General features: G+C 69.2%; 21 protein-coding genes and 2 riboswitches. Of the genes, 6 read left to right on the forward strand and 15 right to left on the reverse strand.

Going from position 1 to position 20661, the window contains the following annotated elements:
* Positions 1-33 precede the first annotated feature (33 nt).
* Complete coding sequence (locus ACW172_RS19785; RefSeq protein ID WP_492033093.1) at positions 34-651, forward strand: TetR/AcrR family transcriptional regulator; 618 nt, start codon at positions 34-36, stop codon at positions 649-651.
* A gap of 18 nt (positions 652-669) precedes the next feature.
* Here the strand turns inward: ACW172_RS19785 and gcvPB are convergent, their stop codons facing one another.
* The 7 genes from gcvPB to ACW172_RS19820 all read right to left on the reverse strand — a co-directional run bounded on the left by gcvPB (position 670) and on the right by ACW172_RS19820 (position 9092).
* On the reverse strand, positions 670-2241 hold the full coding sequence (gene gcvPB / locus ACW172_RS19790) for an aminomethyl-transferring glycine dehydrogenase subunit GcvPB (protein ID WP_492033094.1): 1572 nt from the start codon (positions 2239-2241) through the stop codon (positions 670-672).
* 2 nt (positions 2242-2243) lie between these two features.
* Entirely contained in the window at positions 2244-3590 is a 1347-nt protein-coding gene (gene gcvPA, locus ACW172_RS19795; protein ID WP_492033095.1) for an aminomethyl-transferring glycine dehydrogenase subunit GcvPA, read from the reverse strand.
* A 140-nt stretch (positions 3591-3730) separates the two neighbouring features.
* A complete protein-coding gene (gcvH, locus tag ACW172_RS19800) occupies positions 3731-4096 on the reverse strand; it encodes a glycine cleavage system protein GcvH (protein ID WP_492033096.1) in 366 nt (121 codons plus the stop codon).
* A gap of 11 nt (positions 4097-4107) precedes the next feature.
* Entirely contained in the window at positions 4108-5223 is a 1116-nt protein-coding gene (gcvT, locus tag ACW172_RS19805) for a glycine cleavage system aminomethyltransferase GcvT (protein WP_492033097.1), read from the reverse strand.
* 56 nt (positions 5224-5279) lie between these two features.
* Positions 5280-5365, reverse strand: a riboswitch (glycine riboswitch).
* Between the two features lie 4 nt (positions 5366-5369).
* Positions 5370-5468, reverse strand: a riboswitch (glycine riboswitch).
* 46 nt (positions 5469-5514) lie between these two features.
* Positions 5515-6522, reverse strand: a complete 1008-nt coding sequence (locus ACW172_RS19810) for an adenosine deaminase (RefSeq protein WP_492033098.1) — start codon at positions 6520-6522, stop codon at positions 5515-5517.
* A 54-nt stretch (positions 6523-6576) separates the two neighbouring features.
* Entirely contained in the window at positions 6577-8379 is a 1803-nt protein-coding gene (gene argS, locus ACW172_RS19815) for an arginine--tRNA ligase (protein WP_492033099.1), read from the reverse strand.
* Positions 8379-9092, reverse strand: coding sequence for a Tat pathway signal sequence domain protein (locus ACW172_RS19820; protein ID WP_492033100.1), 714 nt, complete (start codon positions 9090-9092; stop codon positions 8379-8381). Before ACW172_RS19820 ends, argS begins: the two co-directional genes overlap by 1 nt.
* Before the next feature lie 182 nt (positions 9093-9274).
* Here ACW172_RS19820 and ispH point away from each other — a divergent pair, with 182 nt between their 5' ends.
* Complete coding sequence (gene ispH, locus ACW172_RS19825; protein ID WP_492033101.1) at positions 9275-10234, forward strand: 4-hydroxy-3-methylbut-2-enyl diphosphate reductase; 960 nt, start codon at positions 9275-9277, stop codon at positions 10232-10234.
* A gap of 140 nt (positions 10235-10374) precedes the next feature.
* Here ispH and scpB read toward each other — a convergent pair whose 3' ends face one another.
* From scpB to ACW172_RS19850, 5 genes are all read right to left on the reverse strand, one after another.
* Entirely contained in the window at positions 10375-10998 is a 624-nt protein-coding gene (gene scpB, locus ACW172_RS19830) for an SMC-Scp complex subunit ScpB (protein WP_492035025.1), read from the reverse strand.
* Positions 10999-11030: 32 nt separating this feature from the next.
* A complete protein-coding gene (locus ACW172_RS19835) occupies positions 11031-11855 on the reverse strand; it encodes a segregation and condensation protein A (RefSeq protein WP_492033102.1) in 825 nt (274 codons plus the stop codon).
* Positions 11856-11858: 3 nt separating this feature from the next.
* Positions 11859-12905, reverse strand: coding sequence for a beta-N-acetylhexosaminidase (gene nagZ / locus ACW172_RS19840; RefSeq protein WP_492033103.1), 1047 nt, complete (start codon positions 12903-12905; stop codon positions 11859-11861).
* 5 nt (positions 12906-12910) lie between these two features.
* Positions 12911-13696: an SPOR domain-containing protein gene (locus ACW172_RS19845; protein WP_492033104.1), complete on the reverse strand. Its 786-nt coding sequence runs from the start codon at positions 13694-13696 to the stop codon at positions 12911-12913.
* 93 nt (positions 13697-13789) lie between these two features.
* Entirely contained in the window at positions 13790-15016 is a 1227-nt protein-coding gene (locus ACW172_RS19850) for a deoxyguanosinetriphosphate triphosphohydrolase (protein ID WP_492033105.1), read from the reverse strand.
* Positions 15017-15081: 65 nt separating this feature from the next.
* Between ACW172_RS19850 and erpA the strand changes: the two genes are divergently transcribed.
* Positions 15082-15459 (forward strand): iron-sulfur cluster insertion protein ErpA, encoded by a 378-nt coding sequence (gene erpA, locus ACW172_RS19855; RefSeq protein ID WP_492033106.1) that lies wholly within the window; start codon positions 15082-15084, stop codon positions 15457-15459.
* Between the two features lie 198 nt (positions 15460-15657).
* On the opposite strand, the gene ACW172_RS19860 is transcribed toward erpA, so the two are convergent.
* Positions 15658-16416: a 3-oxoacyl-ACP reductase gene (locus ACW172_RS19860; protein ID WP_492033107.1), complete on the reverse strand. Its 759-nt coding sequence runs from the start codon at positions 16414-16416 to the stop codon at positions 15658-15660.
* A gap of 143 nt (positions 16417-16559) precedes the next feature.
* Between ACW172_RS19860 and ACW172_RS19865 the strand changes: the two genes are divergently transcribed.
* The 3 genes from ACW172_RS19865 to ACW172_RS19875 are packed head-to-tail and all read left to right on the forward strand — an operon-like array spanning position 16560 to position 18516.
* Positions 16560-16868, forward strand: a complete 309-nt coding sequence (locus tag ACW172_RS19865; RefSeq protein ID WP_492033108.1) for a metalloregulator ArsR/SmtB family transcription factor — start codon at positions 16560-16562, stop codon at positions 16866-16868.
* Complete coding sequence (locus ACW172_RS19870; RefSeq protein WP_492033109.1) at positions 16865-17548, forward strand: SdpI family protein; 684 nt, start codon at positions 16865-16867, stop codon at positions 17546-17548. Before ACW172_RS19865 ends, ACW172_RS19870 begins: the two co-directional genes overlap by 4 nt.
* Positions 17549-17583: 35 nt before the next feature.
* Positions 17584-18516, forward strand: coding sequence for an alpha/beta hydrolase (locus tag ACW172_RS19875; RefSeq protein ID WP_492033110.1), 933 nt, complete (start codon positions 17584-17586; stop codon positions 18514-18516).
* Here the strand turns inward: ACW172_RS19875 and ACW172_RS19880 are convergent.
* Positions 18513-19256, reverse strand: coding sequence for a prephenate dehydrogenase/arogenate dehydrogenase family protein (locus ACW172_RS19880; RefSeq protein ID WP_492033111.1), 744 nt, complete (start codon positions 19254-19256; stop codon positions 18513-18515). The two genes, ACW172_RS19875 and ACW172_RS19880, sit on opposite strands and share 4 nt — an antisense overlap.
* Complete coding sequence (locus tag ACW172_RS19885; RefSeq protein WP_492033112.1) at positions 19253-20587, reverse strand: dihydroorotase; 1335 nt, start codon at positions 20585-20587, stop codon at positions 19253-19255. The genes ACW172_RS19880 and ACW172_RS19885 overlap by 4 nt, the downstream gene beginning before the upstream one ends.
* Between the last annotated feature and the right edge of the window lie 74 nt (positions 20588-20661).

Here is a 20661-nt window from a genome sequence, read left to right on the forward strand (position 1 = left end):
GCGTTGGTTGCAATATCTGCATCCAATGCAAATATGCAAGACGTGCAAGAAGACAAATCGACACCCCCCAGCGAGCGCTCCGGCGGCCTGCGCGAACGCAAGCGCGCGGAGACCCATACCCGGATTCAGTCCGAGGCCACGCGGCTGTTCCTGGCCAAGGGCTTCGAGGCCACCACGCTCGATGAGATCGCCGAGGCCGCGGGCGTGTCGCGCCGCAGCCTGTTCCACTATTTCGGCTCCAAGGAAGAGATCGTCTTCGCCGCCAAGGCCGACTTCCCCGACATCGTCGCCGAGGCCATCGGCCGCCGTCCGATCGATGAGCCGCTGCTGGACATGGTCGAAAACGCGATGGCGGACCTGGCCGCCCGCTATCAGACGGCGGAGGCCAAGGCCATCGCCCGGCTGATCCACGACACTCCGGCCCTGTGCGCCGGCGATCAGGCCAAGTACGAGAAGATGGAGCGGGCGCTGTCGAAGGCGCTCAGCGACCGCAAGGGCCTGCCCGAAAGCGACGTGGCCTGCCGCGTCACCGCCTCGGCCGCCATCGGCATCATGAAACTGGCCACCGAGGCCTGGCTGTCCGGCGAGGACGACGGCCCCGAGCCCTTCGGCCGGTCCGCGTTCGCCGCGCTGAGGCGGGTGGCGGGCTGACCGCCACCCGACCCGGCATTACTCAGCCGCGATATTCGTCCCGGCCGGAGCGGTCCAGCGCAGCACCGGCGAGCGGGCGGCGCGGGTTTCGTCCAGGCGCTTGAGCGGGGCGTGGAAGGGCGCGCCCTTGAAGCGGTCGACGTCGCCGGCTTTCGCCGCTTCCGCCAGCAGACGCATGGCGTGGATGAAGCGGTCCAGTTCCTGCTTGGATTCCGTCTCGGTCGGCTCGATCAGCATGGCGCCGTGGACGACCAGCGGGAAATACATGGTCATCGGGTGGAAGCCCTCGTCGATCATCGCCTTGGCGAAGTCGAGCGTGGTGATGTCCGTGCCCCTCAGCCATTCGTCGTCGAACAGGGCCTCGTGCATGCACGGACCGTCCGGGAAGGCCGGGCTCATCAGGTCCGACAGGCGGGCCTTGATGTAGTTGGCGTTCAGGACGGCGTCCTCGGCGACCTGACGCAGGCCGTCCGAGCCGTGGCTCATCATGTAGCTGAGCGCGCGCACATACATGCCCATCTGGCCCTGGAAGGCGCACAGGCGGCCGAAGGCCTGGGCGGCGTCGCCCTCCTCCCGCTCGATCAGCGAATAGCCGTTGTCGTCATGCACGACCCAGGGGGCCGGGGCGAAGGGCGCCAGCGCCTCGGACAGCACCACCGGACCCGCGCCCGGACCGCCGCCGCCGTGAGGCGTCGAGAAGGTCTTGTGCAGGTTGATGTGCATGGCGTCGACGCCCAGGTCGCCCGGGCGCACCCGACCGACGATGGCGTTGAAGTTGGCGCCGTCGCAATAGAAGTACGCCCCCGCCTCATGCGTCAGGCGGCTGATCTCCAGGATGTCGCGCTCGAACAGGCCGCAGGTGTTGGGGTTGGTCACCATGATGGCGGCGACATCATCGCCCAGCTTGGAGGCCAGGTCGGCGACGTCCACGCGGCCGTCTTCGGTCTGGGCCACTTCCACCACCGAATAGCCGACGAAGGCGGCGGTGGCCGGGTTGGTGCCGTGGGCCGAGGTCGGGACCAGCACCTTGCGGCGCTTCAGGTGCTGACCGGACGCCTCGTGGGCGGCGCGGATGGCCATCAGGCCGCACAGTTCGCCGTGGGCGCCGGCCTTGGGCGACAGGGCCACCGCGGGCATGCCCGTCAGGGTCTTCAGCCAGTGAGCGAGCGTATCCATCAGCTCCAGCGCGCCCTGCACCGTCGAGATCGGTTGCAGCGGGTGGATGTCCGAGAAGCCCGGCAGACGCGCCATCTTCTCGTTCAGGCGCGGGTTGTGCTTCATCGTGCACGAGCCGAGCGGATAGATGGCCAGGTCGATGGCGTGGTTCTTCTGCGACAGGCGGACGTAGTGGCGCATGGCTTCCGGCTCCGACAGGCCCGGCAGGCCGATCGGGTCGCGGCGGACCAGATCGCCCAGATCGCCGCCGTCCGTGGCGGGCTCGGGCAGGTCGACGCCGGTCTTGCCCCAGCCTTCGCCTTCAAAGATCAGATGCTCGTCCTGCAGCAGGCCACGCGCGCCGGTCAGGGTGGCGGGCTTCGAGGTGACGGCGTTCGGGGCGGTCGGGCGGCCGACGGTGTTCATGGTGCTCATCTTCAGGCTCCCAGGACCTTGGTCAGCGACTTGGCGAGGATCTGGATGTCGGCATCCAAGGTGGTTTCGGTAGCGGCGACCAGCAGGACGTCATCCATGCCCGCATCAGGCGCCAGACGGCTGTAGGGCACGCCCGCCAGCAGGTGGTGATCGGCCAGGGTCTGGACGACCTCGGCGGCGTTCTTCGGCAGGCGCACCGCGAACTCGTTGAAGAAGCGCGGGGTCAGGATCTCCACGCCGGGAATAGCCGCCAGGGCGTCACGCGTGGCTACCGCCTTCTCGTGGTTCAGCAGGGCCAGCTTGCGCAGCCCCGTCTCGCCCAGCAGGCTCATGTGGATGGTGAAGGCCAGGGTGCAGAGGCCGGAATTGGTGCAGATATTCGACGTCGCCTTGTCGCGGCGGATGTGCTGCTCGCGCGTCGACAGGGTCAGGACGAAGCCGCGCTCGCCATCGGCGTCCACGGTCTCGCCGGTCAGGCGGCCGGGCATCTGGCGGATCAGCTTCTCGCGCGCGGCGAACAGGCCGACGTAGGGTCCGCCGAAATTCAGGGCGTTGCCGATCGACTGGCCCTCGGCGGCGACGATGTCGGCCCCCATTTCGCCCGGCGACTTGAGCAGGCCCATCGACACGGCCTCGGTGACCACGACAATCAGCAGGGCGCCGGCGGCGTGGGCGGCCTCGGCGATCTTCGTCACGTCGGTCGCGGTGCCGAAGACGTTCGGGGTCTGGACGACCACGCAGGCGGTGTCCGGCCCGATGGCGTCGATGACGGCGGCCTCGGCGTCCACGGCGGCCGGCAGCGCCTCGGTCTCGACGCCCACGGCGTGGACCACGGTCTCGGTGGCGCGGACGTAGTGGGGGTGCACCCCGCCCGAGATGACCGCCTTGTTGCGGCGCGTGACGCGCGTGGCCATCAGCACGCCCTCGGCCATCGCGGTCGAGCCGTCATACAGCGAGGCGTTGGCGACCGGCATGCCCGTCAGGTTCGCGACCTGGGTCTGGAACTCATAGAGGTACTGCAGCGTCCCCTGCGCGATTTCCGGCTGGTACGGGGTGTAGCTGGTCAGGAACTCCGAGCGCTGGATGATGTGATCCACGGTCGCCGGGACATGGTGCTTGTAGGCCCCTGCCCCGCAGAAGAAGGGCGCCGAACCGGCCGCGACATTGCGCCCGGCCATCTTCGACAGGGCCCGCTCCACCTCCAGCTCGCCCGCCACGCGCGGCAGGTCGACGAAGCCCTCGCGCCTCGCGGCCTCGGGCACATCCACGAACAGGTCGTCGATCGATTTGACGCCGATGGCGGCGAGCATCGCCTCACGGTCGTCGGCGGTCAGGGGGAGGTAGCGCATGTTCTATTCCGCTCATCCCCGCGAAGGCGGGGACCCAGTGGTTCGGGCGAGGACTGTCGCCGGGGAGGACGATCCGCTCATCCCAGCGCCTGCCTTGCGACAGGGCTGGGTCCCCGCTTTCGCGGGGATGAGCGGGTATTCTAAAGGGTCGTCAGATATTCGTCGTAGGCGGCCTGATCGAGCAGGGCGTCGAGCTGCGAGGCGTCGGCGATCTTGATCTTCGCGAACCAGCCGTCGGCTTCCGGGGCCGAGTTGACGGTCTCCGGGGCGTTGCCCAGGGCGTCGTTGGCCTCGACCACCTCGCCGGAGACGGGGGCGTAGACGTCCGAAGCGGCCTTGACGCTCTCGACCACGGCGAAGCTGTCGCCCTTGGAGACGGTCTTGCCGACTTCCGGGACTTCAACGAAGACCACGTCGCCCAGGGCGTCGGCGGCGTGTTTGGAGATGCCGACGGTGGCGATGTCGCCGTCGACGCTGACCCACTCGTGATCCTTGGTGAATTTCATGGCTGGGGCTCTCAGGCTTTGGGTTTGCGGTAGTAGCGGGAGGCGACGAAGGGCATGGCGACGACCTCGGCGGCGGCGGGCTTGCCGCGCACCAGGACCTTCAGATCCGTGCCCAGTTCGGCGAATGCGGGGGGCACATAGCCCATGGCGATGTTGCGGCCGAGCGTCGGCGACGGGCCGCCCGAGGTGACCTTGCCGATGATGTTTCCGTCCAGATCGGCGATCTCGGCGCCCTCGCGGGCCGGGGCGCCTTCCTTGACGCTCAGACCGACGCGAACGCGGTCCGGGCCGTCGGCCAGTTCCTTCAGGATGCGCTCGGCGCCGTTGAAGTTCGCGGCTTCCTTCCGGGACTTCGACAGGGCAAACGTCAGCGCGCCCTCGACCGGCGAGGTCGTGGGGTCGATGTCGTGGCCGTGCAGCGGCAGGCCGGCCTCAAGGCGCAGGCTGTCGCGCGCGCCCAGGCCGATCGGCTTGACGCGGGCGTCTTCCAGAATAGCGTTCCAGACGCGCTCGGCGTCGGCGGCCGGCACCGAGATCTCATAGCCATCCTCGCCGGTGTAGCCCGAGCGGGAGACGTAGCAGTCGACCCCGAACAGCATCAGACGGGCGCAATCCATGAAGCCGAACTCGGCCAGCACCGGCTCGTACTTCAGCATGACCTCGGCGGCCTCGGGGCCCTGGATGGCGATCAGGGCGCGATCATCCAGAACGGTGAGCCTGGCGTCGCCCTCGAGGTTGGCGGCCCAGAAGGCGAAGTCCTCGTCCTTGTTGCCGGCGTTGACGACGACGAACAGGCCGTCGTGGTCGGGCTTGCCGGCCATCAGGTCGTCGATGATGCCGCCCCCGGCATTGAGCAGCAGGGAGTACTTCTGCTTGCCCGACTTCAGGATCTGGTAGTCGCCCGGCACGAAGCGCTCGAACTGGGAAATGGCGTCGGTGCCGGTGATCTTGCACTGGCCCATGTGCGACACGTCGAACAGACCGGCGTGTTCGCGGGTCCAGCGGTGCTCGGCCAGGACGCCTTCGTATTGCACCGGCATGTCATAGCCGCCGAAGCCGACCATACGGGCTCCGAGCGCGCGGTGCGCGGCGTTCAGGGGGGTGGTCTTCAGGGCTTCATCGGTCATGCATTCGGCTTTCAGAGTCGCGTCCAGTGGCGGAAGCTCCGCCGTCCTCGCGCCCCCGCTGTCCTGAAGCCTGAGAGATTCCAACGCCTTCACAGAAGACGTCTTGCTCCGTCGGCGCGCCCTTACAGGCGACTTTCCAGCGTCCGAATGTCCTCGCGGTCCGTTTGCCTGAGCGTTTCCGGGGCGGTTGCGCCTTCGGCTCCGGGCCGGTGTTTCCACCGCCCGATCTCTCCCGCGAGAGCGAGGCGACCTAGGCCTCGACTCTGGCTTCAAGTCAAGCGCGGCGGGCCATCACGATGCCGCGTAGGCGTCGATCTCGTCGATAAAGGCCGACTTCTCCGCGGAGGTCAGGAACGACCCCTCGAAGCTGTTCTTGGCCAGACCGATCAGTTGCTCGCGCGTCAGGCCGACGGCGTCCGTCAACTGACGGTAATTCTCGTTCACATAGCCGCCGAAATAGGCTGGGTCGTCGGAGTTCAGGGTGACGTGCAGACCCTGCCGCAGCATCTCGGGCACGGGGTGGTCTTTCAGGTCGTCGACGACGCAGAGCTTGTGGTTCGACAGGGGGCAGACGGTCAGGGTCATCCCCTCCTTCGCCAGACGCTCGACCAGCTTCGGGTCCTCCATCGAGCGGTTGCCGTGGTCCATCCGGTCGATCTTCAGCAGGTCCAGCGCCTCCCAGACATACTCGGGCGGCCCCTCCTCCCCGGCATGGGCGACGCGCTTGAGGCCCATCGAGCCCGCCGCGGCGAAGACGGATTTGAACTTGGACGGCGGATGGCCGACCTCCGACGAGTCGAGACCCACGCCCCGGATCCGGTCCAGCCAGGGTTCGGCCTTCCGCAGCGTCGCGAAGGCCGCGTCCTCATCCAGATGGCGCAGGAAGCAGAGGATCAACTGGGACGAGACGTCCAGATCGGCCTCGGCCGCCTTCATTCCCGACAGCAGACCGTCGGCGACCACCTGGAACGGGATGCCCCGGTCGGTATGGGTCTGGGGGTCGAAGAAGATTTCCGCATGGCGCACGCGATCGGCAGCCGCCCGCTGGAAATAGGCATAGGCCAGATCGTGGAAGTCCTGCTCGGTCTGCAGGACATTGGCCCCGGCGTAGTAGATGTCGAGGAAGTCCTGCAGGTTCGAGAAGTCATAGGCCGCGCGCACGGCCTCGACGCTGTCGAACGGGATCTCAACCTTGTTCCGCTTCGCCAGCTCGAACATCAGCTCGGGCTCGAGGCTGCCCTCGATGTGCAGATGCAGCTCGGCCTTGGGCAGGCCGTTGATGAAGGCGTCGAGGGACATGGCAGGCTCCGGATCGGGATCGACACAGTCTAACCCGAAACCGGAGCAGCTTCGCTACATGCGTTCCGGCGTCGCGATGCCCAGCACGCCCAGCGCCAGCACCAGTTGATCCAGCGCCGCCTTCGACAGGGCCAGACGCGAGGCGCGGGTGGCCTCGTCCGGCGCGACCAGCACCGGGCAGGCCGCGTAGAATTTGGAGAAGGCCTGGGCCAGACGATAGGCGTGTTCCGCGATCAGGTGCGGCATCCGCTTGTCGTAGGCGTCCGAGATCGCCTGGTCGAAGGCGTCCAGCGTCAGGACCAGATCGCGCTCGGCGGGCTCTGCGACCACGATCGGGCCGGGCTGTGCGCCCTGCTCCGCCCCGCGCCGCAGCAGCGAGCGGATGCGGACGACCTGATAGAGCAGATAGGGGCCGGTCTTGCCCTCGAAGCTCATGAAGCGGTCGAGGTCGAAGATGTAGCTGGTGGTCCGGCTGTTCGACAGGTCGGCGAACTTCAGGGCGGCGATGGCCACCTTGTGGGCGATGTCCTCGAACTCGGCCGGATCGACGTCGGCGCCGAGGTTGGCCTCGTGCAGGCGATCACGCGCCTTGTCGGTCGCCTGGGTGATCAGGTCGTGCAGCTTGAGCACCCCGCCCGCGCGGGTCTTGAACGGCTTGCCGTCCGTGCCGTTCATGGTGCCGAAGCCGAGGTGCTCCAGCTCGCCCGGCCTGGCGTAGCCGGCCAGATAGGCGGCGCGATAGACCTGTTCGAAATGCTCGGCCTGCCGCTCATCGACGACATAGAGCATCAGGTCGGGATCCAGCGTCTCGCGCCGGTCGACGATGGTCGCCAGATCGGTCGTGCCGTACATGGCCGAGCCTTCGGAACTCACCACCAGCAGCGGCGGCGGGCTGGGCGCATCGATCACCGAACCGTCGGCCAGCTTCTTCTTGCGCGTCTCGCCGGGACCGGCGACGTGGACCACCTGGGCGCCGTCGTCCTCGACCAGCAGCCCCTTGGCGGTCAGGTCGGCGATCATCCCGGCCATGCGCGGATCGGCGTCCGATTCCCCGTTCCAGAGGTCGAAGGTGACGTCCAGGGCGCCGAACTCACGCTCCAGCGCCGTGCGGCTGACGGCGACGAAATGCTTCCACAGGGCGCGATAGCCCGGGCGGCCGCCCTGCAGCTCGGCCGTCGCCTTGCGGGCGCGGTCGCGATAGGCGGGGTCTTCCTTGGCGGTCGCGGCGGCGGCCGGGTACAGACGCTCGAGGTCCTCCAGGCTGACCGGGCTCTCGGCCGGGAACGGGCCGTCGCCTTCCACCAGGAAGCCGTCCGCCTTGCCCTCATCGCCCACGGCGACGATCAGCAGGCCCATCTGGAAGCCCCAGTCGCCGAAGTGGGCGTCGCCCCAGACGGTGTCGCCGCGCAGGCGGAACAGCCGCTTCAGGCTCTCGCCGATGATCGAGGAGCGCAGGTGACCGACGTGCATCGGCTTGGCCACGTTCGGCCCGGCGTAGTCGATAACCACCTTGCGCGGTTCGGCGACCGCCGAAGCCCCGGCCAGTTCGGCGTCTTGGGCGACGGCTTGCGCGCGCTTCGCCAGGGTCGCATCCGAGACCCTGAAGTTGATGAAGCCGGGTCCGGCGACCTCGACCGAGGACAGGCGCGGATCGGCGGCCAGCCGTTCGGCGACCTTGCCGGCCAGCTCACGCGGATTGGCCTTCAGGGCCTTGGCGGCGGCCAGCGCTCCGTTGGACTGGAAGTCGGCCAGATCGGGCCGGTCGGAGGGGGTGACCCGCGCCAGCGCTGCATCCACGCCTTCGGCGGCGAAGGCGGCCGCGACCGCTTCGCCCAGTTCGGACTTGAGATCGGTCATTACTGGGCCGGGGGCTGCGCTGCCGGCGCCGCCGGAGCGGGGGCCGGAGCAGTACCGGCATTGACGCGGAAGCGGCTGCCGTCACGGTTGAAGGCGGCCATGTCAGGCGTCACGTCGAAACCGACCAGAACCTCGAAATTCGAACCGCTGACGCTGACGTCCTTGCGCGGAATCACAATGGTGCGCTCTTCCTGAACCGAGGCGGTCGGCTGACCCTGGAAATCGACCGGCAGGTCGAAATATTCCTTGGCCAGGACGGCGGCGTTCCGCTCGGTCACCGCGACCCAGTAGCGATAGGTCCGCTGGTCGCCGGTCGCGCGCTGGCCGCGGCCCAGGTCGAACAGGATGTTCATCTGGACGGTGATCGGCTCGTCGGACTTGTAGCTGCAACCGGCGGTGACGCCTTCGATCTCGCCGGTGTAGCCGACGTTGGCGACAGCGGCGCGGTTGTCGGCCAGCTCGACGTAGCGGGCGGCGTCATAGAGAATCTTCACATAGGGGCACGGACCGGCGTTGGCCTGCTGACGCAGGGTCCCCTGGCGCGGGGGCCGACGCGTGCTGCCGCCGTCCTCGTCGTCGCCGCCCTGCTGCTGGCCGCCACGCGAGCGGCTGCCCTGCTGTTGCTGGCCACCGCTGTACTGGGCGTGGGCGACATCGGGAAGCACGCCGGCCATCAGGATGAGGGCGGACAAGGCGGGGACAAGGCGACGCATCAAGGGAATTTCCGACAGCCGAATGGGCGCGCAGCATTGTGTCGGCGCCCGACACCGCCACGCTGTGTGCTGATAGCGGCTAAAGCGAGGCGCGGCAAACGTCACGCGTGAAAGACACGCAGCCTCACGCCGACTGTGGCGGGCCGGTAGCGATTTGGCCCGGAAAGTCCTAGGTTGGCGCCATGAACGCCCATGCGCCGATCAAACGCCCGCTCAAGGTTCGCCTCGCCACGCCGCGCGGCTTCTGCGCCGGCGTGGACCGCGCCATCCAGATCGTCGAACGGGCCATCGAGAAGTTCGGCGCCCCCGTCTATGTGCGCCACGAGATCGTCCACAACCGCCATGTCGTCGAGCGGCTGAAGGCCATGGGCGCCGTCTTCGTCCAGGAGCTGGACGAATGCCCCGACGACCGCCCCGTCGTCTTCTCGGCCCACGGCGTGCCCAAGTCGGTGCCCGCCAGCGCCCGGGCGCGCGAGATGCTGTTCCTCGACGCCACCTGCCCCCTGGTCTCCAAGGTCCATGTCGAGGCAGAGCGTCACCACAATGCGGGTCGCCACATCCTGCTGATCGGCCATGCCGGCCACCCCGAGGTCATCGGCACCATGGGCCAGCTGCCCGAGGGCGCCATCACCCTGATCGAGACCGTCGAGGACGCCGAGACAGTTCAGCGGCCAGGTGAGATGCCCCTCGCCTACGCCACCCAGACGACGCTCTCGATGGACGACACCGCCGAGATCCTGAAGACGCTCAAGGCCCGGTTCCCTGAGCTGCCGGACCCGCACAAGGAAGACATCTGCTACGCCACTACCAACCGTCAGGAGGCGGTCAAGGTGCTGGCCGACGGTTGCGACCTGGTGCTGGTGGTCGGCTCGCCCAACTCGTCGAACTCGGTGCGGCTGGTCGAGGTGGCGCTGCGCGGCGGGGCGAAGGACGCCCGGCTGGTCGACGACGCCACCCAGGTCGACTGGCGCTGGTTCGAGGGCGTGGACACCGTCGGCGTCACCGCCGGCGCCTCGGCCCCCGAGCCCCTGATCCAGGCCCTCCTCGCCGCCATCGCCGACCGCTTCGACACGACCATGGTCAACGACCCCGGTGAGCGCGAGACGGTGACGTTCAAACTGCCGAGGGCGCTGACGGCTTAGTCTCCTCCCCACGCAGTGGGGAGGCGGCTCCGAGCCCTTCGCGAGGAGACGGAGGGGCTCTTCAAGCGATCGCGGCGCCTCAAAGCCCCTCCACCGCTTCGCGGTCCCCCTCCCCGCTGCGCGGGGAGGAGACGCGGACTTCAATCCCCCACGAAATCCTGCGCGAACTCGGGGTGGTCGCCCTCCTCGATGGGGTCCTCCTCGTCGGCGTCGGAACCGCGCGAGGGGTCGGGCACCTCGAAGCCTGTGGGCAGGGACAGATCCAGCAGGCCCGCCGCCTTCATCTCCGCCGCGCCGGGCAGATCGTACAGGCTGGCCAGGCCGAAATGTTCGAGGAAGCGGTCGGCGGTGGCGTAGGTGACCGGACGGCCCGGCGTGCGGCGACGTCCGCGCAGCCGCACGAAGCCCATCTCCAGCAGCAGGTCCAGCGTCCCGCGCGAGATCGACACCCCGCGCACGCTCTCGATCTCGGCCCGGGTGACGGGCTGGTGATAGGCGATGATGGCCAGGGTCTCGAGCGCGGCCTTGGACAGACGGCGCGGCTCCTCCCGCTCCTCGGTCATCAGGAACGACAGGTCCGGCGCGGTGCGGAAGCGCCAGCGGTCGGCGACGCATTCCAGTTCCACCCCCCTGCCCTCATAGCGCTTGCGCAGGCCCGAGATGGCGGCACCGACGTCGGTCCCCTCGGGCAGGCGGCGCGCGATCTCGGCGGCGGACAGCGGCCCGGCGGCGGCGAACAGCAGCGCCTCGACGCGGCGCTCCATCTCGGTCTCATCGGGTACGAACTGAAGATCGGTCACGGCTGCAGCTCCAGCGGGAAGCCGATTCCGCGCCGCTTCAGATAGATGTCCTCGAACGCCCCGTCCTGACGCACGTCCATCGCCCCTTCCTTGACCAGCTCCAGACTGGCCGAAAGCGTCGAGGCGGTGAAGCTGGCCTGGCTGGGGCCGTCGTCGCCCTCGCCACGCAGGGGCGCGACCTGATCCAGCGTCGTCCACTCCTCCAGCCGGGGCAGGACATCGCGCAGCCAGTCGCGCGCCGCCTCCAGCCCGAAGGCCTCGACCCGCTGGCCGGGCGTATAGTGCCGCGCCTGCTCGCGCCGCCGCTGGATCACATAGGCGCTCATCAGCTCGTACAGGCTGGCGTCGATGCGGTCGGACGGCACGATCACCGTCGCCTCCGGGTCGCCCCGGGTGAAGACGTCGCGCTTCAGCTGGGGCCGGGCCTGAATGGCCTCCACGGCCTTCCTCATGGCGTCCAGCTTCTGAAGGCGGAAGGCCAGGATCGCGGCCATGTCCTCGGCCGGCGGCTCGTCGCCCTTGCCCTTGTCGGTGCGCGGCAGCAGCAGCCGCGATTTCAGATAGGCCAGCCACGACGCCATCACGAGATAGTCGGCCGCCAGCGAGAAGTTCCGCCGCCGCGCCTCATGCACGAAGGCCAGATACTGCTCGGCCAGCTTGGTGATCGACAGCTTGAGCAGATCGACCTTCTGCGTCCGCGCCAGCGCCAGCAGCACGTGCAGCGGCCCTTCATAGCCCTCCAGATCGACCACGAAGGCCTCGCCCGCATCGATCTGCTCGACGGCGGCGAAGTCCAGATTGGGCTGGAAGGCCTCGGTCACGATCTAGGCCTGCGCTTCGCCGACGTCCGCGCCCTTCGCGGCGTCCAGGCGGCCCTTGAGCATGGCGTCAAAGCGTTCGCGGGCCTCGACCATATCCAGCGGCTCGGGCGTATGGACGATGCGGGCCAGCGCGGCCTCGGCTCGGCGGGCCGCTCCCCCCTTCAGTCGACCGACCCCCTCGGCGACCTGACGCATCTCGTTGAGGTCACCATTCCAATGGATGACCAGATCGCAGCCGGCCTTGAGCGACTTTTCCGCCCGCTCGGTCAGGGTGCCCTTCAGGGCGTTCATCACCAGATCGTCGGACAGCAGCAGGCCGCCGAAGCCCAGACGCTCGCGGATCAATTTGATCGCCTTCTTCGACTGGGTGGCCGGACGCTTCCTGTCGATGGCGGTGAAGACGATGTGGGCCGTCATCCCGATCGGCATGTCCGACAGGGCCTTGAACGGGGCGAAATCCCAGGCGTCGAGGGCGTCGAGGTCCGCATGGACCGTCGGCAGCTCCTTGTGGGTGTCGGCGAAGGCGCGGCCGTGGCCGGGCATGTGCTTGATCACCGGCAGGACGCCCCCGGCCAGCAGCCCCTCGGCCGTCGCCCGGCCCAGCTGGGCCACCAGCGCCGGATCGCGGGCATAGGCGCGGTCGCCGATGATGTCGTGGGCGCCGGGCACGGGCACGTCCAGCACCGGCGCGCAGTCAACATTGATGCCGACCGCCTTCAGATCATGCGCCATCAGCCGTCCGCCCAGCCGCGCCAGCTCGCGCGCGGTGATCGGGTCGTTGGTCGCCTTCAGATAGGCGTCGCCGGGCGGATATTTGGCCCAGTGCGGCGGTCCCAGACGCTGGACCCGGCCGCCTTCCTGATCGACCAGAACCGGCGCCTCCCAGCCCACGCTGTCGCGCAGGGCGTCGGTCAGGCGGCGCACCTGATCGGGCGTCTCCACATTGCGGCGGAACAGGATGAAGCCCCACGGCCGGACGTCGGCGAAGAAGGCCCGCTCCTCGTCCGTCAGGGCCGTTCCCAGACACCCATAGATGGCGGCGCTGTTCACCGGGTTCAGCGCACCAGACAATCGCCGCCGGCGGCCTGGATGGCCGAGCAGAAGGCCTGGGCCCGCTCGCGGCTGAGGCCGTAGAAGGTGGTGCGATAGACGGTCGACCCGTTCGAGGCGGTGACTTCCTGAACGCGCTTCTGGGCGCCGCGCGCATATTGCGGGAAGCGGGCGGCGACGGCGGCGTATTCGCGGTCGGCGATGGCGGTCGAGGAGAAGGCGCCGATCTGCACGGCCGAGGCCCCGCCCGCGGCGGGCGCCGGGGTCGGCGGGGTCTGGGTCGCCTGGGGCGAGGGCCGCACGACGGGCGGCGTCGGGACCGGACGCGTCGCGGTCGCCGGCGCAGGACGCGCGGGCGGCAGTTCGTCGGAGACCACCGGCGGCAGGGGACGCGGCGCCGGGCGCGGCTGGGCCGTCTCGGGCGGCGGCGTGAAGGTCGGGGCCGTCTCGGTCGAGGGGGTCTCGTCGCGATAGACGTCGACGCCGGCTTCCTCATCGACGGGCTGGGCGTCCTGGGGCGCCTCGACCTTCATCTGGCCCACGGGCGTGCCCACGGCCGGCGGCACGTCGTTGGAGGCGCGCAGGCCCGAGCGATAGAAGACCACCACCGCGATGATCAGCACCAGCAGCACCACGGCGCTGACGATCAGGGTCACGGGCGGGGCCTTGGCCGGCGGTCCGCGACGCGCGTCGAAACCGCCGCGGTTGAACGGCAGGTCATCGTCGGTCGGCGGCGTATACGGCCCCCGGTCGCGGCTGTCGTTCGGGCGGTTGTTGTCGTCGTAGGACATGTGCGCTTGATCTCTCGGCCCGGCGCGAATCGGCGCGCGGCCTGACACTCTAACCCGCCCGCCCCCGCAGACGAATCACAGTTGGGGTGAAATTCACATCTCGCGGATCAGGTCGATGCTGAACAGCCGCCGATGCTCCTCGATCGCATAGCGGTCGGTCATGCCGGCGATGTAGTCGCACACCGCCCTCGCCCGCCGGTTCAGATCATCCGACCCCGCCCGGCCAAACCATTCCGGCGGCAGAACCTCGGGTTCGGCCATGAACAGCTGGAACATCTCGGCCAGGATTCGCCGCGCCTGGCTGCGGGTCCGGTTGACGCGGTAGTGGCGATACATGCGCTGGAACAGGAAGGCGCGTAGCACACCCAGATCGGCCATCATGGCGTCCGAGAACTGGATCAGGGTCCGCTTGGCCGCGCGCACGTCCTCGGGCGTGACGATCCGGTCCGCCGCCAGCCGCCGCTCGGTCTCGGCCAGGACGTCGTCGACCATCAGGCCGATCATCCGCCGCACGGCCTCCAGCCGCACCATCCGGTCGTCCAGCTCGGGCCAGTCGGCGCGCACGCTCGCCAGAGCGGGCCCGATCAGCGGCACCCCGGCCAGATCGGTCAGGGTGAACAGCCCGGCCTGCAGACCGTCGTCCACATCGTGGTTGTTGTAGGCGATGTCGTCGGCGATGGCCGCCGCCTGGGCCTCCAGCGAGGCGAAGCTGTCCAGCCTCAGGTCCCAGTCAGGATTGTCGCTGGTGCGGGTATAATCGGCGATGGCCTGCCAGGCCGGGTCGTCCAGCTTGTGGGTCACCGGGCCGTTGTGCTTGACCACCCCCTCGACCGTCTCCCACGACAGGTTCAGGCCCTCGAAGCCCGGATAACGGCGCTCCAGCTTGGTCACCACGCGGAAGGTCTGGACGTTGTGGTCGAAGCCGCCGAACGGCTCCATCTGCACCTGCAGTTCGTCCTCACCGGCATGGCCGAACGGCGGATGGCCCAGGTCGTGGGCCAGGGCGATGGTCTCGGCCAGGTCCTGATCCAGCCCCAGGGCGTGGGCCAGCGACCGGGCGATCTGGGCCACCTCCAGACTGTGGGTCAGGCGGGTGCGGTAATGGTCGCCCTCATGGGCCACGAAGACCTGGGTCTTGCCCTTCAGACGGCGGAAGGCGGTCGAATGGATGATGCGGTCGCGGTCGCGGGCGAAGGCGTTGCGCGTCCGGCTCGCGGGCTCCGGGACCAGCCGCCCGAGGGTGTCCGCCGGGATCTCCGCATAGGGAGCGAAGCCGCAGGTGTCGGCGAAAGGGGTGTCGGTCGGAGGCGTCTGGCTCAAGCGGGTCGCGTTTCGTGATCGGCCGGGCCTTTGCGTGCGGCCCCCGGCGTCTCATATAGACAGCCATGACCAGCGTCCAACCTGCTCCGTTTGAACTGAAAGTGGCGACCCGCACGCCCGAGGGCATCGTCCTGTCGCCCAGCGCCGCGAAGCGTCTGGCCAAGCTCGGCGCCGCCGAGGGTCACACGGTCATGCTACGCGTCGCCGTCGAGGGCGGCGGCTGCTCCGGCTTCCAGTACCAGATGGACCTCGTCCAGACCGCCGAGGCCGACGACCTCCGCATCGAAACCGACGGCCAGACCCTGCTGATCGACCCGGTCTCGGTCCCCTTCCTGAAGGGGTCGGAGGTCGCTTACGTCGATGAACTGGCCGGCGCCCAGTTCGTGGTCCGCAACCCGAACGCCGCGACCAGCTGCGGCTGCGGGGTCAGCTTCTCGATCTGAGGCGTCCCTTTCGTCTCCTCCCTGTTCGCCGCTGGGCGAATGGGGAGGTGGCTCCGAACCCTTGCGAGGAGACGGAGGGGGCGACGAAGCGATGAAGGTGACGGACTCTTCGGGCAATACGGCGTCGCCCCCTCCGTCACGGCGCTGAAGAAGCGCCGCGCCACCTCCCCATCGCTGCGCGACAGGGAGGAGACAGCCTCAATCCCGCACCAGCCCCCCATCGACCACCAGGTTCTGCCCCGTCACCGCCCGGCTCCAGGGCGAGGCGAAGAACAGGACCGCGTCGGCGAACTCTTCCGGCGTCGTCACCGACCGCAGCGGCGTCATGCCGGCGATCAGGTCGAAGACGGCGTCGGGCGTGGCGGCGCTCGCGTCCGTGGTCCGCAGCAGTCCGCCCGAGACCATGTTGACGGTGATCCCCTTGGGCCCCAGATCGCCCGCCGCCGTGCGGGTCAGGGACAGAAGCGCGGCCTTGGCGGCGGTGTAGTCGTGATAGGGCACGACCGGGTTCTGGAACAGGTTGGTGCCGATGTTGACGACGCGCCCTCCCCCGTTGCGGCACATGCCGGGCACGCAGGCCTGGATGACGTTCAGGGCGCCGCGCACCACGGTCGAGAACTGGCTCTCCATCTCGGCCCAGCCGATGTCGGTCAGGACCGAGCGCGCATCGCCGTTGAAGCTGTAGTCCAGCGCATTGTTGACCACCGTGGTGATCGGCCCGCCGAAGCGGTGCTCGGTCGCCGCGACCATGGCCTCGACCGCCGAACGGTCGGCGACGTCGGCCTGATACGCCATGACCCGGTCGCCCAGCTCGGCCGCGAGGGCCTCGGCCCGGTCGCCGCTGGCGCGCCAGTTGATCACCACCCGCGCGCCCTCGGCCGCGAAGGCCCGGACCACCGCCGCCCCCACGCCGCGCGCCCCGCCGGTGACGAGGACGATCTGGTCGCTGATGTTCATGGCGGGCTCCTTCAATGATGCGCCGGTTCAACCCGGTCCTCGCCTCGCTTGCAAGCCTTTCGCAAAAGCTGGCGGCGGCCTTCTTAGGCAACTGCCGAAATAAGGCTTGCGATTAGGAAAATTCCTAATTAGGATCCTGCCTCATGAACACCCTGTTCAAGGCCCTGTCGCACCCGGTCCGCCGCCGCATCGTCGCGATGCTGCGCAAGGGCCCCATGGCGTCCGGCGACATCGCCGCCGCGTTCGACATGAGCTGGCCGACCATCACCGGCCATCTGAACGCGCTCAAGGAGGCCGGCCTCGTCAGCCCCGAGCGCGAGGGCCAGACCATCCGCTACCGGCTGGAGATCTCCGCCGTCGAGGAGGCCATGGCCTTCCTCATGGAAATCGCGGGGACGGGCGCCACGGCGGACGACCCGCTGCCCGCTCCCAAGGGGAAGACCGAAACATGACCCTGAAACTCACGCCGCTCGATAAGCTGACCGGGCTCGCCTTCGCGGCCCAGATGATCCTGGCCGGGAACACGGCCATCAACGGCCCGACCGGCGACATTCCCATGCATTTCAACCGCTCGGGACAGGTCGACGGCTGGGGCGACCGGACCGAACTGGCTCTGCTGATCGGCGGCATGGGCATCCTCGGCCTTGTGTTGGGCGGCGCCCTCGGACTGGCGGCGGCGAGAGCGGAGGAGGATGGCGACGCTGCGCGCAGCCGTGGGCTCAAGGCCGGCCAGGCCGTACTCCTGATCGCCTTCGTCGTCATCGCCCTGACGATGACTGCCTTCAGCCTCGGCGGGGTCGGCGAGCGCGCTGACGGTCCGGGGACGATGATGGCGGCCCTCGGCCTTTTGTTCGCCGCCCTGGGCGCCCTGCTCGGCCGCGTCGGCCCCAATCCATGGGTCGGGGTCAAGACGCCCTGGGCCTACAAGAGCCGCACCGCGTGGGACCGATCGAACCGTCTCGCCGGTCGGCTCTGGTTCTTCGGCGGGATCGGCGCCGTGATCCTCGCCACCTTCATGCCCCAGCCTTTGGGTCTGCAGGCCTTCTTCGCCTTTGTCATCGTCAGCGCCGTCCTCGCCGTGTTCGAAAGCTGGCGCGTGTGGCGGACCGATCCCGACCGCCAGCCCTTCTGATTTCGCGTCCCACCCTCTTTTTCGGAGACTGAACGATGCTGACCCTCCTGCTCGCGGGCGCCCTGACGCTTGCCGCCACGGAACAGACGTCCACCGACGTCGCCCTCCCCGTCCCGCCGTCGCCCCTGCACGGGACCCTGCTGACCCCGGCGGGCCAGACCACCGCCGTCGCCGTCATCATCCCGGGCTCGGGCCCCACCGACCGCGACGGGAACAATCCGCTCGGCGTCTCGGCCGGGACCTACCGCCTGCTGGCCGAGGGGCTGGCGGCCGAAGGCATCGCCACCCTGCGCATCGACAAACGCGGCATCGGCGCCAGCGCCTTCGCCCTGACCAGCGAGGCCGATCTCCGCTTCGACGCCTACGCCGCGGACGCCCGCGCCTGGGCCGCCGAGGCCGCGACCCGCGCCGGCCAGCCCTGCGCCTGGCTGATCGGGCACAGCGAGGGCTCCCTCGTCGCGCTGGAAGCCGTCCAGACGCCCGACGACAGGATCTGCGGCGTCATCTCCCTGTCGGGCGCGGGCCGTCCTGCCGCCACGGTCCTGCGCGAGCAGATGGCCGGCATGCCCGAGCCACTGAAGACCCAGGCCTTCTCGGCCCTGTCCGAGCTCGAGGCCGGCCGCACCGTCCCCGACGCCCCGCCGCAGTTAGCCGCCCTCTTCCGCCCCTCGGTCCAGCCCTATCTGATCTCCTGGCTGCCGCTCGACCCGGCGAAGCTGGCCGCGGCGTATCGCGGTCCGCTGTTCATCGGCCAGGGCACGACGGACCTGCAGGTGAAGATGACCGACGCCGAGGCCCTGTCAGCCGCCCGCCCGGACGCGACCCTCGTCCCGTTCGAGGGCGTCAATCATGTGCTCAAGGTCGCGCCCGCCGACCCCGCCGGCAACGCCGCGACTTACCGCGACCCCAGCCTGCCTCTGGCCCCGGGCGTTGTCGACGCCGTCGCGGCCTTCATCAAGGCCCACTAACCCTCGGGACCGTCCAGTTCCGCGCGGGCCTCGTCCGCGAGGGCGAAGAACCGCTCGCGGACCCCGGCGGCGAAGGGATTGTCGCGTTCGATGGCCCGGAACACCGCCGGGCTGTCGTGGCGCACCATCTCCACCGCCTGCATGATCCGCTCGAAGCTGGCGGTCGTCATCCGGCTCGGCAGGGGCTCCATGGCCAGCAGGACCCGGGCGATCAGATGGGTCAGTCCCTGCACCACCGCCGCCTCGCGGTCGTGATCCTCGGGCGAGACGCTGAACACCTTGAGCCCCAGCATGGACCGGCAGAAGGCGGCCACCCGCCGAGCCGCCCGGTCGTCGTTGATCGGACAGACGGCGATCCTCAGGCCCGCGATCCCGTCCTTGCCGCTCTGGGGCCCGAACAGCGGATGGGTCCCGACCAGCCGCACGCCCTGCGGCAGCCCTTCGGCCATCAGCCGCGCGGGCAGGACCTTCACCGAACCGACGTCGATGATCAGGGCGTCCGGCGCCACATGGGGCGCGATAGCCGTCACCGTCGCCTCCAGCGCCTCGACCGGCACGGCCAGGATGACGATCGGACAGGCCGCGGCTTCCGCCAGACCGGTCAGCTGAACCAGCCCAAGATCATCCGTCGCCACCGGATCATAGGCCAAAATCTCGAACCGTTCCGACAGATGGCGCGCGGTCAGCCGCCCGAAGGCGCCGAAGCCGATCAGACCCAGCCTGCCCCCGGGCTTCGTCACGGCTTCAGCGTCTCCTGGAAGCGCACGGGACGGCCGCCTGCCTTACCGATCAGCTCGCCGTCGCGCATCACCGTGCGGCCGCGGATGATCGTCGCCATCGGCAGGCCGGTCGCCTCGAAGCCGTCGAACGGCGTCCAGCCCGAACGGGTGGCCATGTCGGCGTGGATCAGGGTCTTCTTCGCCTTCAGGTCGACGATGGTCAGGTCGGCGTCATAGCCCTCGGCCATCCGCCCCTTGCCCGCCGTGCCGAACACCCGGTTGGCGCCCGCCGAGGTCAGGTCGACGAACCGCTCCAGCGAAAGCCGCCCGTTGGCCACGTGCGTCAGCATCACCGGGACAAGCGTCTGCACCCCCGGCATGCCCGACGGCGACGCCGGATAGGGCCGCGCCTTTTCTTCCAGCGTATGGGGCGCATGGTCCGAGCCCAGGACGTCGGCGACGCCGTGCTCGATGCCGCGCCACAGGCCGGCGATATGCGGCTGGCTGCGGATCGGCGGGTTCATCTGGGCCAGACCCTTCAGACGGGCATAGGCCTCGTCACCGTCCAGCGTCAGGTGCTGGGGCGTGACCTCGACGGTGGCGACGTCCTTGTTGTCGGCCAGGAACTCGATCTCTTCGGCCGTCGTGACGTGCAGGACGTGGATCCGCGCGCCGGTCTCGCGGGCCAGGGCCACGAGCCGCTTCGTGGAGCGGATGGCGCTCTCGGCGTCGCGCACCTCGGGGTGGCTGGTCCAGTCGCCGGTGCGGGCCAGCGGGCGCCGCTCGACCAGACGGTATTCGTCCTCGGAGTGGAAGGTCGCGCGCCGCTTCACATGGCGCAGCACCTCGCGCACCCCGTCGTCGTCGGCGACCAGCAGGGTCCCGGTCGAGGCGCCCATGAAGACCTTGATGCCGCAGCAGCCGGGCAGACGCTCCAGCTCGCCCAGCATCGACGCATTGCCGTGGGTGCCGCCGATGTAGAAGGCGTGGTCGGTCCACATCCGGTCGCGCGCCCGCGCCAGCTTGTCGGCCAGGGCGTCCGGATCGGTGGTCGAGGGCTCGGTGTTAGGCATCTCGAACACGGCGACGACGCCGCCCAGAGCCGCCGCGCGCGATCCGCTCTCAAGGTCTTCCTTCCACTCCAGCCCCGGCTCGCGGAAGTGGACCTGGGTGTCGATCACGCCCGGCAGCACCGTCAGGCCGGTGGCGTCGAAGGTCTCGCCCGCCGAGGCCTGCGACAGGTCGCCGACGAACTCGACGCGGCCGTCGTTGATCCCCACGTCTGCCATCCCGCGCCCGGCGTGATTACAGACCTCGCCGCCCCGCACGATCAGGTCATAGGTCTTGGTCATGGCGGGAATCCTGAAGCTGTCTCGGGCGCGCCGGTTCTAGACGCCTCCTCGGACCGGGGAAAGCATTGCAAGAG

This window comes from Brevundimonas sp. ALps5 (assembly GCF_058681645.1).